Consider the following 15,403-nt stretch of genomic DNA (forward strand, 5'->3'; position numbering starts at 1 on the left):
GCTGCGCAGCAGCCCCGGCTCTCTCGAATCCAAATGACAACCCTCAGCGCATCGCCGCCAGCTTGATCCCGAACCCAACCAGGCAAACCCCCGCCAACCGCTCGAACAGGTTGGCAATCCGTGGGTTTGCGCGCATGCGTTCGGCCAGCTTGTGGGTCAATACCACCGCGATCAGCCCATACAGGAACGTCACCACCGCCACGGTCGCCGCCAGAAAGCCAAAGGTCAGCAAACCCTGGTGTTTCACCGGGTCGACGAACAACGGGAAAAACGCCATGTAGAACATGATCGCCTTGGGGTTGAGCAAGGTGATCATCATCGTCTGGCGCAAGTAGTGGCCGTTGTCCATGCGGCTTGCACGCGGGGCGCCGCCGGGTTTGCTCAGCACCATGCGCAGGCCCAGGTAGGCCAGGTACGCAGCCCCCGCCCATTGCACCACGTGGAAGGCGGCAGGGTAGGCGGCAAGTAAGGTGGCAACGCCGGCCACGGCCAGCCACAGCAGCACCTGGTCACCCAGGATTACCCCGAAGGTCGCCGCCAAGCCGGCCTTGATGCCACCCTTGCCCGTGGCCGTGATCAAGGCAAAGTTGCCCGGGCCAGGGATGGCCAGGACGATGATGAAGGCGATGACGAAGGCGCCGTAGTCGGTAACACCCAGCATGGGGGGAACTCCTGTAATAGTGCAGGTGCAAGGCAGAACTACAGACTATCTTCCCCGACGGCTTACTTTTCAACTGTCCATTAATGCTACAAGTATGCGACGCATTTTTACATCGCAGCCCGTGCGACTTGGATCCAATGCCTTGGTTCTGTATGATCCGGGCGCCATCAGTACGATGGCCGACGATTCATTTAAAGGACTTAGTATGAAAAAGCTGTTGAAAGCCACTGTTGCCGTTGCTGTCGTTTCGGGCGTTGCCCTGCTGTCCGGCTGCACTGGTCAAGTCTACAACCAGCAGAAGAACTGCTCGTACGACTACCTGTTCCACCCTTCGGTTTCCATCTCCAAGGTCATCGGTGGCTGCGGCCCGATCGATAAACTGCCTCAGCCGCAGTAATCTTGGCGATACCCTGATCGCGACGCTTGCGGCGTGATCCAAGGACCCCGGTCATGCAGATGGCCGGGGTCTTTTGTTTAAGGGGTCACCAGCGCAACGAAACGGTACCGAGCAAGGTCCGCTCTTCACCCCAGTAGCAACGCCCGGCGTTGTTGCAGCCTGCTACGTACTCTTTGTCGAACAGGTTGCGGGCATTGACCTCGACTGACCAATGTTCGTCGAGGGTATACCCCACCTTGGCATCCACCAGCGTGACATCACCGGTATCGAGCTTGCCGTACAGGCTCGCCGGGGTATAAGCGAAGGTGCTGTCGAAGTGACGCACGCCACCGCCGATCTGCAGCCCCTTCAACAGCCCGTCACGAAAACGGTAGGTGCTCCACACCGATGCCTGGTTGCGCGGCACGCCGGTCATCTGGTGGTCTTCATACAGCGAGCCCGCCACGTCCTTGGTTATGCGCGAATCGGTGTAGGTGTAGGCCGCGGTGAGGTTGAGGTTTTCGCTCAGGTCGCTGTTGAGCTCCAGTTCCACACCCTTGGCGCGGCTGGCGCCGATCTGGCGGTAGTCCCCGACGCTTGAGTCGAACAACACATCGTCCTTCTTGCGCAGGTCGTACACCGACGCGGTAAAGGCAGTGTTCCAGCCCTTGGGCTCATACTTGATACCCACTTCGTACTGTTCGCTGGTGGTCGGGTCCAGCGGGCCACTCTTGCTCTCGGTCTGCTGGGTGGGGGCAAAGGCGGTGGAATAGCTGAAGTACGGCGACAGGCCGTTTTCGAACTGGTACATCACGCCGGTCTGCCAGGTGAAATCGCTGTCCCAGCTGTCCATGTCGGCTTGTGCGTTGAGGGTGCCGGCCTTGTTGCGGAACTGGCTGTTGACCCGGTCCAGGCGCCCGCCGAGCAGCAGCACCCAGTTGTCGACCTTGGTTTGCAGCTGGCTGTAGAGGCCGTACATGGTCTGTTCGAGTAAGGCGTTCTGTACGTGTAAAGGCGTGCTTGGCTTGCCATTCCAGACCGGGTTGAACACGTTGATGGTGCCGCCGTTACCGGCATCCCAGTCCTGGTTGAACGAAGTGCGGTCAAGGCTCGCCCCCAGCAGCAGGGTGTGTTCGAACGCACCGCTGTCGAAGTGGCCTTCGAACTGGTTGTCCAGCGAATAGGCGATGGATTTGTTATAGCGGTCGTAGGCCTGGTTATTCAGGGTGGTGCCGAAGCCGCCATTGTCGAGGTTGCCTGGCCACATTTCCTGGCGGTCGATGCGCGACTGCATATAGCGCGAGTTCTGGCGGAACTGCCAGGTGTCGTTGAAGCGGTGGCTGAACTCATAGCCCAGGCTCCAGGTTTCGCGTTCGAAGTTGTCCCAGTCCGGGTTGCCGGACAGCTGGTCCTTGTCGATCTTGCCGTTGGGGTTGTGCAGCAAGGTGCCGGCCGCGGGGTAGCCCAGCTCCATCAAGGTGCGGTCGCGCTGGTAGGTGGCCAGCACGGTCAGGCTGTTGAACTCGTCGAAGTTCAGGGTCAGCGACGGGGCGATGTAGAGGCGGTCATCAGGCTGGTGATCGACCTGGGTATCGGCGTTGCGGCCCATCATTACCAGGCGGCCAAGCACATTGCCTTCATCGTTCAACGGGCCGGAGACGTCGACACCCAGTTGGCGGCGGTTGTGCGAGCCATAGCTCATTTGCACTTCGCCGCGGGCCTCGGCGGTCGGCCGTTTGCTGACCAGGTTGACCACGCCACCTGGGGCGTTTTCGCCGTACAGGATCGAGGTCGGGCCGCGGAACACTTCCACGCGCTCGAGGCCATAGGGTTCGCTGCTGGTGTCGTAGCGGTTGCCTTGCACCCGCAGGCCATCGCGCAGCAGGCCGTAGCCATAGTCGGTGGCGTTGAAGCCACGGATGAAGAACAGGTCGCCGGCCTGGCCGTCACCGCCGGCAAAGGGTGGGGAGAAAATGCCCGGTACATAACCGAGCACTTCGGTGAGGGTCTGCGATTGCTGGTCGTCCATGCGCTGGCGTGTCACCACCGAGACCGAGCGCGGGGTGTCGGCGAGGGCGCTGCTGGTCTTGCTGGCCGTGGCGCTGGAGACGGCACGGTAGCCCGTGTCGCCCTGGCCATTGCTGGCGGCCAGGGTGGCGGCGTTGATGGCGGTGGCATCCAGTTGCAAGGCGTTGCCGTCTTCGACCGGTTGCAGCACATAGCCGCTGCTGCCTTGCGGTACAGCCCGCAGGCCGCTGCCTTGCAGCAGACGGGCCAGCCCTTGGGTGACGCTGTAGCGGCCTTGCAGGCCCTGGCTGGTTTTACCGGCGGCCAATGCGTTGCTGCCGGCCAGGTAGATGCCGGCCTGGCTGCTGAACTGGTTGAGGGCGCTGGTCAGTGAGCCCGGGGCGATGTTGAAGGCAGTCTCGGCATTGATCGCTTGTTCGGCGTGCGCCAAGGTCGCCGGCAGCATTAGCGGTGCAGCGGCACAAAGGGAAAGCGGGGCGGCAAGCGCCAGGCGAAAGGCGGGGTGGAGGGGCGTCGGCATGCTGGTCCCTGAGGTCGATACGGTCAGTTGAGGGAGGTTGTGAGGGGTTAACCGAACGAGATTGGGAAAAGGGAACCGGTTGGTGCGGTTTTTTTGCATGAGGATTGTGGGGGGTATGGCGTTGTTTTTATAGCGCCTGTGAAACCTATCGGCAACCACCGATCAGCCCCACTCCTCACGCCGGCTCGACGCTCACCCACCAGGGCGTCAGCCTTTGCACACGAACCGGCAGGGCCGCCTGCAGCAGGTCGAGTGCGCGGTCGGTATCGTTGAGCGGAAAAGCCCCCATCACCGACAGCTGCGCCACCGCCGGGTGCCAGCCCAGGTGGCCATGGCGATAGCGACCCAGCGTCTGCAACAGCTGCGCCAGGGGCATGTCCTCGGCATTCAGGCGCTGATGAATCCACGACTCGCCCGCGCTCTGCGCCGGGCGCGGCGCGCTGATGCCCAGGGCGGTGAAGACCACCTGCTGCCCGGCCTGGACAATAAGGCGCTCGGCCCGCTGCGCAGTGCACACTTCGACGGCACCGGCGTACACGTCCAGCCGCGTGGTCTCGCCCTGCTGGCACACCGCAAAACGGGTACCCAGGGCTTGCATGCGACCTTGCGCGGTGTCGACAAAAAATGGCCGGCGCGGGTCGGCGGCGGTTTCCACCAGGATTTCGCCAAAACGCAACGTGAGCACGCGGCTCAGCGCAGAGAACTCCAGGTCCACTGCACTCTGGGCGCCCAGCCACAGCTGGCTGCCGTCGGCCAGGCGGGTTTGCCGGGTTTCACCAATGCCGGTGGCAAGGTCGGCACCCCAGCCCGGCAGTGGCGCACCCCGCCAGGCCTGCCAGCCGAGCAGCGAGCTGGCGCCGAGCACCAGCAACGTCTTGAGCCCGGTGCGCCGGCTGAAGCGGTGCGGGTCGTGCTCGCGCAGGGCCCGGCCCGCGGCAGTGCCTTCGGCCTGCAAAGGCGCGAAGCGCTGGCCGACACGTTGCACGTAGTGCCAGGCTGCGCGGTGGTCGCCGTGCTGGTCGAGCCAGTGTTGCCACTGGTGGTGCACCTGCGGGCCGGCGTCCTCGTCCTGCAGTTGCACGTACCAGTGCGCGGCTTCCTGCAAACTGGCGTGGCTGAGTTTCTGTGTGGGTGTGCTCATGGCGTCATTCCACCAGCACGCCGTCGAGTTCGGCTTCAAGGATGGCGCAGTGCAAAAAGGCCTGCGCCAGGTACTTCTTGATCATGCGTTCGCTGACGCCAATGTGCGCGGCGATATCGCGGTAGGCCAGGCCATCGATTTGTGCCAGCAGAAACGCCTGGCGCACCTTGCCGGGCAAGCGCAACAGCATCGCGTCCACCTCGTGCAGGGTTTCGACGATGATCGCTCGCTGCTCGGGGGAGGGCTGCACGGCTTCGGGCTGCAACGCCAGCTGTTGCAGCCAGGCATGCTCCAGCCGCTGGCGCCGCCAGTGGTCCACGCACAGGCCACGGGCGATGGTGGCCAGGTAGGAGCGTTCAGCGCGCTCCCCGTCGAATTGGCGCGGGCGGTTGAGGATGCGCAGGAACGTGTCCTGAACCAGGTCGGCAGCATCGCAACGGCTGCCCAGGCGCCGGTACAAAAAGCCAAGCAACCAGCGCGAATGGCTGTGGTACAGGGTATGGATCGAGGTGTTCAACTCAGGTATCGAAACCACGGCGGCATCCGGCGCGAGCGCGTACTGGTGCGAATGAGAAATGATCGCAATAGTAGGGGTGGCGGAAGAATACTGCAATCGCTGTCGAATATTCCCGCGTGGCTGGGACAACCTGTCGCCTTGACGCGCGGCCCCTCAATTTGTTTGTGCTGGCAATTCAGATACAATCGGAAAAACGTTTCAGCGATGGCGGGTCAATTCGACCATCGGCTGGGCGTTCACTGTTTCTCTTGGCTGCTGACTCCAATGATCAATAACAAGCGCGCGCTGAAGGACAGAATGACACGAGGCCCCGCCTAGGCCTCCCTTACGTGCTAACCATTGGGATTGATCAATGTTCAAGAAAGCTGGCAAGACCTTGCTGGGTCTGGCTGTCGCGGCGAGCGTCATGCAAGCGCACGCGGTAGAAACCAAGAAAGTCGACGTGCTGCTGGTCGGCGGCGGCATCATGAGTTCCACCCTGGCGGTCTGGCTGCACGAGCTGGAGCCGAGCTGGTCGATGGAAATGGTGGAGCGCCTGGACGGTGTCGCCGAAGAAAGCTCCAACGGCTGGAACAACGCCGGTACCGGCCACTCCGCGCTGGCCGAGCTGAACTACACCCCGGAAGACAAAGACGGCAACGTCAACATCACCAAGGCCATCGAAATCAACGAAGCCTTCCAGATCTCCCGCCAGTTCTGGTCGTGGCAGGTGCGTCAGGGCGTGCTGAAGAACCCGCATTCGTTCATCAACAGCACCCCGCACATGAGCTTCGTCTGGGGCGATGACAACATCAAGTTCCTCAAGAAGCGTTATGACGCGCTGCAGGCCAGCCCGCTGTTCCGCCCGATGCAGTATTCCGAGGACCACGCGCAGATCGCCAAGTGGGTCCCGCTGATGATGGAAGGCCGCGACCCTAACCAGAAGCTGGCCGTGACCTGGACGCCGATCGGCACCGACGTCAACTTCGGCGAGATCACCCGCCAGTTCGTTGGCCACCTGAAGACCCAGGACAAGTTCGACCTGAAGCTGTCCAGCGAAGTGCAGGACATCACCCGCAACAAGGACGGCTCCTGGCACGTCGAGTACAAGAACCTGAAGGACGGTACCGAATCGGCCACCGACGCCAAGTTCCTGTTCATCGGTGCCGGTGGCGGCGCGCTGAAGCTGCTGCAGAAGTCGGGCATCCCTGAGGCCAAGGAATACGCCGGCTTCCCGGTGGGCGGCTCGTTCCTGGTGACCGAGAACCCGACCGTTGCCATGCAGCACATGGCCAAGGCCTACGGCATCGCCTCGACCGGCGCGCCACCCATGTCGGTACCGCACCTGGACACCCGCGTGCTGGACGGCAAGCGCGTGATCCTGTTCGGGCCATTCGCGACCTTCTCGACCAAGTTCCTGAAGAACGGCTCGTACCTCGACCTGCTGGGCAGCACCACGCTGCACAACGTGTGGCCGATGACCAAGGTCGGTATCGAACAGTACCCGCTGGTGGAGTACCTCGCGGGCCAGCTGATGCTGTCTGACGACGACCGCTTCGAAGCCCTGCGTACCTACTTCCCGAACGCCAAGAAAGAAGACTGGCGCCTGTGGCAGGCCGGCCAGCGCGTGCAAATCATCAAGCGTGATGCCGAGAAAGGCGGCGTGCTGAAGCTGGGCACCGAAGTCGTGGCCTCCGAGGACCGCACCATTGCTGGCCTGCTGGGTGCCTCGCCAGGTGCTTCGACTGCTGCGCCGATCATGCTGAACGTGCTCGAAACCGTGTTCAAAGAGAAGGTGGCGACACCTGAGTGGCAAGCCAAGATCAAAGAGATCGTGCCGAGCTACGGTACCAAGCTGAATGATTCGGCAGCCGCCACGCAGAAAGAGTGGAACTACACCGCTGAAGTGCTGCAGTTGGAGAAGCCGCCAGTGATCGACGCCAGCGTCGATTTCGGTGCTGCGCCAGGCAAAGCAGTTGAAAGCAAGCCAGAGAACGACATGGCGCTGTAAGCGACACTGTTGTGAACGAAAGCCACGGGGGTGACCTCGTGGCTTTTTTATTGCCTGTACCGGCCTCTTCGCGGGTGAACCCGCTCCCACAGGGTTAAGCACAATACCTGTGGGAGCGGGTTCACCCGCGAAAGGGCCGGTACAGAAAACCGCTGATCGGAAACCCTGGCGGCAGCCAATAAAAACATATTTTGATGCTTAAATTAATCTTGTCAGTCGATCCCCTCCAGGAGGGTGCCGTCATGAACCTCAAGATTGCTGCCTTACTGCTGCTAGCGCTGTTCGCACAGCCGGCATGGAGCCAGAGTTACGCAACCGCTACCCCCGCCGCCAAACCTGCCCAAGCCGGTGCACTGACCACGCGCCTGGCCCTGCGCGACCTGTGGGTCGAGCACATTTTCTGGGTTCGCAACTACGCCGTGGCCAACCAGGCCGGCAATGCCAAGCAAGCCGCAGTCGCTGCCAACGAAGTGGTCGCCGATGCCACCCGCATCGCCAACAGCATTGCGCCGTTGTACGGCCAGACGGCAGCCGACCAGTTGCTCAAACTGCTCGCCGGCCACTGGGGCGCCATCAAGCATTACAGTGACGCCACCGTGGGCAAGGACAAAAAAGGCCAGCAGGCCGCTGTCGATGACCTGACCAGTAACGCCAAGGCGCTTGCAGCGTTCCTGGCCAAGGCCAACCCCAACCTGCCCGAGCAGACCCTGATCACGATGCTCGGCGCCCATGGCGGCCATCATATTGCGCAAATCGACCAGCTTGCCGCTGGCGACTATGCCGGTGAGGCACGCACCTGGGGGATGATGCGCGAGCATATCCTGGCACTGGCGGACGCCTTGACGGCGGCGCTGGTCAAGCAGTTCCCGGACAAGTTCTGATGCTCGAAGGGCTTGGCCGTACCCAACAGGACCTGCTCCATGCATTGCTGCATCAGCCGGCTGGCATGAGCATCGACGACCTGGCGCAGGCCCTGGCCATCACCCGTACCGCGGTGCGTCAGCACCTGGCCGCACTGGAGCGTGACGGCCTGGTGATGCGTGGTGCCACCCGGCCTACCGGGCGCCGCCCGGAGCAACTGCACCAGCTCACCGAGCATGCCCGCGAGCTGTTCCCGCGGCAGTATCCGCTGTTGGCCAATCTGTTGATCGATGAAGTGGCCGGCATCATCGGCCATGACGCCTTGCAGGTGCTGATGCGCCAGTTGGGGCGCAAGCTGGCGGCAGACCTGGAGCGGCAGGTGGTAGATGAGGCGCGCATCGTTCAGCACATGAACACGGCCGGGTATGAGGCAGAGGTGTTCTTTCGCTCAGCCGGGGAGCCGCAGATCGTGGCGCACAATTGCGTGTTCCATCACCTGGCCAAGGCGCACCCCGTGGTGTGCGAGCTGGACCTGGCGCTGATCGGGGCGTTGGGGGGCGCTGAGGTCAGCCATGAAGAATGCATGCTGAGGGGAGGGCTGGTGTGCAGGTTTGCACTGCGTAAGGAACAGACTTGATGCTGGTTGTGCGGGCCTCTTCGCGGGCAAGCCCGCTCCCACACGGTCCTCACTGACTTCAAAGGCAATGCTGTACCTGTAGGAGCGGGCTTGCCCGCAACGAGGCCCGCACAGCAATCACTGCTGCCGCAGAATACACGCCATTAACCCAGGGAACCGTTCGTCGAGCATTTCGCTGCGCAACGAGTTCATGTGGGTCGTGCCGACATTACGCGTATGCACCAACCCCGCATCGCGCAACACGCGAAAATGGTGCGACATGCTCGACTTCGGCCGGCCGCCGTCCAGCTCGCCGCAGCTGGCCTCCGCCACGCCCGCCAAGTGGCGCACGATTTCCATTCGCACGGGGTCGCTCAAGGCGTAAAGCAGGCGCTCGAGGATCAGGTCTTCAGGGTTGGGATGTTTGTAGGCTCGCATGGTCGACATGATAACGGGCCTTTCAATTATTGCCATAGTTCGATTATGATCGAACTATCGTATTCAGATGAACCCGGAGTCCCTCATGTCCGCATTGTTCGAACCCTATACCCTCAAAGACGTCACCCTGCGCAACCGCATCGCCATTCCGCCCATGTGCCAGTACATGGCCGAGGACGGCATGGTCAATGATTGGCACCATGTCCACCTGGCCGGCTTGGCCCGGGGTGGTGCCGGCCTGGTGGTGGTCGAAGCCACTGCAGTCGCGCCGGAAGGGCGCATTACCCCCGGCTGCGCCGGTATCTGGAGCGACGCCCATGCCCAGGCGTTCGTGCCGATGGTGCAGGCGATCAAAGCAGCAGGCTCAGTGCCGGGCATCCAGATTGCCCATGCCGGGCGCAAGGCCAGCGCCAACCGCCCGTGGGAAGGGGACGACCACATCGCCGCCGACGATGCCCGCGGCTGGCAGACCATCGCCCCCTCGGCAATCGCCTTCGGCGCTCACTTGCCGAAAGTACCGCGCGAAATGACCTTGGACGACATTGCCCGGGTCAAGCAGGACTTCGTCGACGGCGCACGCCGTGCGCGCGAGGCGGGCTTTGAGTGGATCGAGCTGCACTTTGCCCACGGTTACCTGGGCCAAAGCTTCTTCTCCGAGCATTCCAACCAGCGTACCGACACCTACGGTGGCAGCTTCGAGAACCGCAGCCGCTTCTTGCTGGAAACCCTGGCAGCCGTGCGTGAGGTGTGGCCGGAGAACCTGCCGCTGACCGCCCGCTTTGGTGTGCTGGAATATGACGGTCGCGATGAGCAGACCTTGGACGAGTCCATCGAGTTGGCCCGGATGTTCAAAGCCGGTGGCCTGGACCTGCTGAGTGTCAGCGTCGGCTTCACCATCCCTGAGACGAACATCCCGTGGGGCCCGGCGTTCATGGGGCCGATTGCCGAGCGCGTACGCCGCGAGGCCGGCCTGCCGGTGACGTCGGCGTGGGGCTTTGGTACGCCGCAGCTGGCTGAAGGCGCGCTGAAAGCCAATCAGCTCGACCTGGTGTCGGTAGGGCGTGCGCACCTGGCGGACCCGCACTGGGCGTACTTCGCGGCCAAGGAGTTGGGGGTGGATAAAGCGTCGTGGACCTTGCCGGCGCCTTATGCGCACTGGCTTGAGCGTTATCGCTGAGTTGCTGATTATTCAGTAGCCTGGGCCGGCCTCTTCGCGGGGCAAGCCCGCTCCCACAGGTACTCCGCTGGCCTTGAGGTTGGCAGTTACCTGTGGGAGCGGGCTTGCCCCGCGAAGAGGCCGGTCCTGATCAAAACCGATCCAACCGATAGGCCTCCATCTGCGGCCCTCTTTCCTGTTCGGCAAGCCGCCCCACCCATTCGGCCGTCACCGCCGCCTGGGTCAACCCCAGGTGCTGATGCCCGAACGCAAGCATCACCCGTCCCCCGCACACCTGGTCGATCACCGGCAAGGAATCCGGCAAGGACGGCCTGAAACCCATCCACGGCGTCGCCCCTTCGGCATCGAGATCTTGCTGGAACAAGCCCTTGCTCAGCCTATGCAGCTGCCATGCCCGCTGCATGCTAGGCGGCGCATCGAGCCCGGCGAATTCCACCGTGCCGGCCAGCCGTAACCCGTCGGCCATCGGCGTCATGATGAACTTGCGCTCCAGCGAGGTGACGGCAAAGGGCAGCCGTTGATGTTCACCCGGCAACATCAGGTGGTAGCCACGTTCGGTGTCCAGCGGCACCCGCTTGCCGGTAAGGGCCGCAGTGAGTTTGGCCGAATGCGCGCCGCAACTGATCAGCACCTGGCGTGCAGTGAACGTGCCTTGGTCGCTGGCCAGGCTGACGCCGCTGCCGTGCAGGTGCCCACCGTCGACGTGCGCCTGGACGAACCGAACCCCACTGGCCTTGGCCGCTTCGAAAAGCTCACAGACCACGCGGTACGGGTCGATGAAATGCCCGGTACGGGGGAAAAACAGCCCGCCCAGGATCGAGCGGCTCAACTGAGGCGCCGTTGCCCGCACGCTGTCGGCCGACCAGTACTCTGCCGGCACCGCCTGCTGTTGCATGCGCGCCTGCAAGGCCGCCAGTGCCTGGCGCGATTCGTTGCGTTCGAACACCAGCAACGACCCCGCTTCCTTGAACAGGTCGCTGCGCCCAATCGAGCCTAACAACCGCTGCCAGGCCGCCAGGCTGCCTTCGTTCAGCGCACGGATGCCAGCCACGCTGCGCTGAAATGGCGCGGGCCGCAGGTTGAGCAGCAAGCGGGTGAACCAGGGCATGGCCTTGGGCAGGTACTTCCAGTCCAGGCGCAGCGGGCCCATCGGGTCCATCAGCATGCTGGGCAGGCGTTTGAGAATCGACAAGTCGGCAATCGGGAACACCTGCTCGGTGGCCAGGTGCCCGGCGTTGCCGAACGAGGCGCCGTGGCCAGGTGGCTGGCGGTCGATCAGCAGCACCCGACGGCCTTGCCTTGCCAGCTGCAGGGCACAGGCGACGCCGACGATGCCGGCGCCGACCACGGCGATATCAGTTTCAGCAGCGTTGAGCGGCTCGACCATGGTTCAGCCTTCCCGCTTGCCGTCGAGCAACCGGCGCAGTTGCAGCGGGTTGCCGTGGCGCAAGGCCTCTGGCAGCAGCCCGTCTGGGAAGTCCTGGTAGCACACCGGGCGCAGGAAGCGCAGGATCGCCGCCGTGCCCACCGACGTGGTGCGGGCATCGGAGGTAGCCGGGAATGGCCCGCCATGGACCATCGCATCGCACACCTCGACCCCGGTCGGCCAACCGTTGACCAGGATGCGTCCGGCCTTGCGTTCCAAGGTCGGCAACAGCGCGCGGGCACTGTCGATGTCGGCCTCGTCCAGTTGTAGCGTCGCGGTCAGTTGGCTTTCCAGGTGCTCGGCCACCTGGCGCACCTGCGCGTCGCTGTCGCACGCTACCACCAGTGAGGCAGCGCCGAAGACCTCGGCTTGCAGCGCCGGGTCGGTCAGAAACGCGCTGGCCTGGGTCACGAACAACTGGGCCTGGCACTGGTTAGGGCCTTGCGCCGGTTGACCGCTGGCGGCGACGTGGGCGTTGTTGTTCTCGGCCAATGCGCCAACGCCCGTTTCATAAGCGCTGAAAATACCGGGGGTGAGCATGGTTTGTGCGGCTGCACGTTGCACCTGCTCGCTGGCGGCGTCGACGAAGCGTTGCAGCGCCGGCCCTTGCCGGGCGATCACCAGGCCAGGGTTGGTGCAGAACTGCCCGGCGCCTTGGGTCAGCGAAGCGACGAACCCTTGCGCCAGTACTTCGCCGCGACGCTGCAGGGCGGCGTCAAACAGGAACACCGGGTTGATCGAACTCATCTCGGCGTACACCGGGATAGGCTCTGGGCGGGCCTGCGCCGCGTGGCACAGGGCGATGCCGCCGCTGCGCGAGCCGGTAAAACCGACGGCTTTGATGCGCGGGTCGCTGACCAGGGCGATGCCCACTTCACGGCCCGCGCCGTACAACAACGAAAACACGCCTTCAGGCAGGCCGCAGTGCTTCACGGCGTGCGCCACTGCCCGGCCCACCAGCTCGCTGGTGCCAGGGTGGGCGCCGTGGGCCTTGACCACCACCGGGCAACCCGCGGCCAGTGCCGAAGCCGTGTCGCCGCCGGCCACCGAGAAGGCCAGGGGGAAGTTGCTGGCGCCAAACACCGCTACCGGCCCTAAGGCCACCTGGCGCTGGCGCAGGTCGGGGCGCGGCAGGGGCTGGCGCTCGGGCAGGGCATTGTCGACCCGCACGTCCAGCCATTCGCCGGCACGTACCACACGGGCGAACGTGCGCAGTTGCGTGCAGGTGCGGCCGCGTTCGCCTTGGATGCGTGCCTTGGGCAGGCCCGTCTCGGCGACGGCGCGGTCGATCAGTGCATCGCCCAGGGCCTCGATCTGTTCGGCGATGGTTTCAAGAAAGTGTGCCCGTTGTTCGAGCGAGGTCTCGCGGTATTCATCGAACGCCGCCCAGGCCAGTGCGCAGGCCTGGGCCACGTGTTCGCCGGTGCCGCCGAGGTAGGCGGGTTCGAGCGCTTGGCCGGTGGCCGGGTCGATGGCGCGCATGGCGTCGCGGCTGCCGGTTACCGGCGTTTGGCCAATCAGCAGGTTGCCTGTCAGGGGCATAGAGCCTCCTTTGGAGTCGGATTCAGGTGCAAGGGTGTAGCGCATACCCTGTGGGAGATCCCCCAGCGGCATTGTGGGAGCGGGCTTGTCCCGCGAAGGGGCCGCGGTGCAGGGCACCGGCTTTGCCGGTGTTCGCGGGGCAAGCCCGCTCCCACGGTTACGCCCACAGTGATCAGGCGACGTTTTGCTCGGCCGACCAGTTGGCGTACCACTGGCGGAACAGCGCGTATTGCTGTTCGGCGTAGTTGCGCTGGGCATCGGTCAGGGCGTCGGTCTCGTTGAAGTGCAGGCTGTACTCGCGGTCGCCGTTGAGCACCATCAGGTGTTTGTAATACAGCACCAGGTCGCAGCCTTCATCGAACGACGACAACACCGCCAGCGCCGCTTCCAGTTCACGGGCCAGGCGCCGGGCCTTGGCATCACCTTTGGCAGCCTGCTTGCTCAGGCTCACCAGTTGCAGCACTTCACGGGGCAGTGCGTTGCCGATCCCGGTGATGGCACCGGTGGCATTGCAGTTGACGAAGCCATGCACCACTTGGGTGTCGACGCCGACCATCAGGGTCACGTCATCGTCCTTGGAGGTGATGTGCTCGGCGGCGTAGCGCAGGTCGGCGCCACCGCCAAATTCCTTGAAGCCGATCAGGTTCGGGTATTCGCGGCGCAGTTCGAAGAACAGGTCGGCACGGGTGGCAAAGCCGTAGTACGGGCTGTTGTAGATGACTGCCGGCAGTTTCGGCGCGGCGGCCAGGATGGCCGAGAAGTGGTGCTTCTGGGCGATCAACGAAGCGCCGCGGGACAGTACACGCGGGATCACCATCAGGCCGGCCGCGCCAACTTCGGCGGCATGGGCCGCGTGGGAAACCGCTTCACGGGTATTCACCGCGCCGGTGCCGACGATGGTCGGGATGCCGGCAGCCACCAGGCGCGCCACGCCTTCTTGGCGTTCGGCCTCGGTCAGCAGCGGCCAGTCGCCCATCGAGCCGCAGTACACCACGGCGCTCATGCCGGCTTCGATCAGCTCGCGGCCTTTGCGTACCAGGGCGTCGAAGTCCGGTTTACGCGCGGCGGTGCAGGGGGTCATCAGGGCAGGCATGCAGCCGGTGAAGATGTTGTCGCTCATGGGTGTCACTCCTTGCAGTATTCAGTCTGGGTTGCGAATAAAAAGGCCTGGGCAGGTCAGATGCCCCAGGCGAAAGGATCCTGTTCGTCGATCAGCAGGGTGCTGTCGGCGGTCATGTAGGCGCGGCCGGTGATGAACGGGCGAATGCGCTCGCCCTCGCGCTGGTAGCGGCCCTGGAACTGGCTGCCGGTGATGCTCGCCTGGACCCAGGTCTGGCCTTCTTCGAGCTTGCCGTCGGCGGCCAGGCAGGCCAGCTTGGCGCTGGTGCCCGTGCCGCAAGGGGAGCGGTCGTAGGCCTTGCCGGGGCACATGACGAAGTTGCGGCTGTCGGCGTCGGGGTCGTCGGCAAACAGCTCGACATGGTCGATCGGCTCGCCGTTTTCGCCGGTGATGCCCTGGGCCTCCAGGGCCTTGAGCATCGCCCAGGTGTAGTCGGTGAGCGCTTCGACGTTGTCCAGCTCGATGCGCTGGCCATGCTCGGACACCAGGAAGAACCAGTTGCCGCCCCAGGCGATATCGCCGTGCACCACGCCATGGCCCGGTACCTCGACCGGCACCTGTTGGCGATAGCGGTAGGCAGGCACGTTGCCTACGGTGACCGCGCCGTCTTCATGCAAGGTGGCGCTCACCTGGCCGACCGGCGTGTCGACCGTGTGCACACCTGGCGCGATCAGCCCCAGGTGCTGCAGCGAGGCGATCAGGCCGATGGTGCCGTGGCCGCACATGTTCAGGTAGCCGGCGTTGTTGAAGAAGATCACCCCGCACGTGGCGTCTTCCGAGACCGGTGGGCAATACAGCGCACCGACCAGCACATCGTTGCCGCGAGGCTCCAGCAGGCAGGCGCGGCGCCATGGGTCGTGCAGTTCGCGCAGTTCGTCGCGCTGTTCGGCCATGGTGCGGCCATTGAGCGGTGGGAAGCCTTTCATCACCAGGCGGGTCGGTTCGCCGCCGGTATGCGAGTCGATGACGTGAATGTGTTTCATGGGCAGG

The 15,403-nt window shown here is 64.0% G+C and carries 14 protein-coding genes; 5 read left to right on the top strand and 9 right to left on the bottom strand.

The genetic code is table 11. The features are described from left to right. Positions 1 to 43: 43 nt before the first annotated feature. The gene (locus MFF34_RS19270) at positions 44 to 661 is read right to left on the bottom strand and encodes a LysE family transporter (RefSeq protein WP_027594642.1); all 618 of its coding nucleotides are present in this window, start codon (positions 659 to 661) and stop codon (positions 44 to 46) included. Between the two features lie 205 nt (positions 662 to 866). Here MFF34_RS19270 and MFF34_RS19275 point away from each other — a divergent pair, with 205 nt between their 5' ends. Further along, on the top strand, positions 867 to 1,058 hold the full coding sequence (locus MFF34_RS19275; protein ID WP_027594641.1) for a DUF4223 family protein: 192 nt from the start codon (positions 867 to 869) through the stop codon (positions 1,056 to 1,058). Positions 1,059 to 1,143: 85 nt separating this feature from the next. On the opposite strand, the gene MFF34_RS19280 is transcribed toward MFF34_RS19275, so the two are convergent. The 3 genes from MFF34_RS19280 to MFF34_RS19290 form a co-directional block, all read right to left on the bottom strand. Further along, positions 1,144 to 3,585: a TonB-dependent siderophore receptor gene (locus MFF34_RS19280; RefSeq protein ID WP_238215872.1), complete on the bottom strand. Its 2,442-nt coding sequence runs from the start codon at positions 3,583 to 3,585 to the stop codon at positions 1,144 to 1,146. A 175-nt stretch (positions 3,586 to 3,760) separates the two neighbouring features. Continuing rightward, positions 3,761 to 4,726: a FecR domain-containing protein gene (locus MFF34_RS19285; protein ID WP_238215873.1), complete on the bottom strand. Its 966-nt coding sequence runs from the start codon at positions 4,724 to 4,726 to the stop codon at positions 3,761 to 3,763. A 4-nt stretch (positions 4,727 to 4,730) separates the two neighbouring features. Beyond that, the gene (locus MFF34_RS19290; protein ID WP_186680966.1) at positions 4,731 to 5,261 is read right to left on the bottom strand and encodes a sigma-70 family RNA polymerase sigma factor; all 531 of its coding nucleotides are present in this window, start codon (positions 5,259 to 5,261) and stop codon (positions 4,731 to 4,733) included. A gap of 334 nt (positions 5,262 to 5,595) precedes the next feature. Here MFF34_RS19290 and mqo point away from each other — a divergent pair, with 334 nt between their 5' ends. The 3 genes from mqo to MFF34_RS19305 all read left to right on the top strand — a co-directional run bounded on the left by mqo (position 5,596) and on the right by MFF34_RS19305 (position 8,731). Then, on the top strand, positions 5,596 to 7,233 hold the full coding sequence (mqo, locus tag MFF34_RS19295; RefSeq protein ID WP_027594638.1) for a malate dehydrogenase (quinone): 1,638 nt from the start codon (positions 5,596 to 5,598) through the stop codon (positions 7,231 to 7,233). Between the two features lie 242 nt (positions 7,234 to 7,475). Beyond that, entirely contained in the window at positions 7,476 to 8,114 is a 639-nt protein-coding gene (locus MFF34_RS19300) for a hypothetical protein (protein WP_238215875.1), read from the top strand. Further along, positions 8,114 to 8,731, top strand: coding sequence for a metalloregulator ArsR/SmtB family transcription factor (locus MFF34_RS19305; RefSeq protein WP_238215877.1), 618 nt, complete (start codon positions 8,114 to 8,116; stop codon positions 8,729 to 8,731). Before MFF34_RS19300 ends, MFF34_RS19305 begins: the two co-directional genes overlap by 1 nt. A 117-nt stretch (positions 8,732 to 8,848) precedes the next feature. Here the strand turns inward: MFF34_RS19305 and MFF34_RS19310 are convergent, their stop codons facing one another. Next, entirely contained in the window at positions 8,849 to 9,184 is a 336-nt protein-coding gene (locus MFF34_RS19310; RefSeq protein WP_238215880.1) for a helix-turn-helix transcriptional regulator, read from the bottom strand. Positions 9,185 to 9,233: 49 nt separating this feature from the next. Here MFF34_RS19310 and xenA point away from each other — a divergent pair, with 49 nt between their 5' ends. Continuing rightward, complete coding sequence (gene xenA / locus MFF34_RS19315; protein ID WP_238215882.1) at positions 9,234 to 10,325, top strand: NADH:flavin oxidoreductase/NADH oxidase; 1,092 nt, start codon at positions 9,234 to 9,236, stop codon at positions 10,323 to 10,325. A gap of 130 nt (positions 10,326 to 10,455) precedes the next feature. Here xenA and MFF34_RS19320 read toward each other — a convergent pair whose 3' ends face one another. From MFF34_RS19320 to MFF34_RS19335, 4 genes are all read right to left on the bottom strand, one after another. Continuing rightward, complete coding sequence (locus MFF34_RS19320; RefSeq protein ID WP_238215884.1) at positions 10,456 to 11,712, bottom strand: FAD-binding oxidoreductase; 1,257 nt, start codon at positions 11,710 to 11,712, stop codon at positions 10,456 to 10,458. Positions 11,713 to 11,715: 3 nt separating this feature from the next. Further along, positions 11,716 to 13,293, bottom strand: coding sequence for an aldehyde dehydrogenase (NADP(+)) (locus MFF34_RS19325; protein ID WP_238215886.1), 1,578 nt, complete (start codon positions 13,291 to 13,293; stop codon positions 11,716 to 11,718). A gap of 172 nt (positions 13,294 to 13,465) precedes the next feature. Next, on the bottom strand, positions 13,466 to 14,413 hold the full coding sequence (locus tag MFF34_RS19330) for a dihydrodipicolinate synthase family protein (RefSeq protein ID WP_027594631.1): 948 nt from the start codon (positions 14,411 to 14,413) through the stop codon (positions 13,466 to 13,468). Positions 14,414 to 14,469: 56 nt separating this feature from the next. Further along, entirely contained in the window at positions 14,470 to 15,396 is a 927-nt protein-coding gene (locus MFF34_RS19335) for a 4-hydroxyproline epimerase (protein ID WP_238215887.1), read from the bottom strand. Between the last annotated feature and the right edge of the window lie 7 nt (positions 15,397 to 15,403).

This window comes from Pseudomonas sp. PAGU 2196, from assembly GCF_022179005.1.
Classification (GTDB): domain Bacteria; phylum Pseudomonadota; class Gammaproteobacteria; order Pseudomonadales; family Pseudomonadaceae; genus Aquipseudomonas; species Aquipseudomonas kermanshahensis.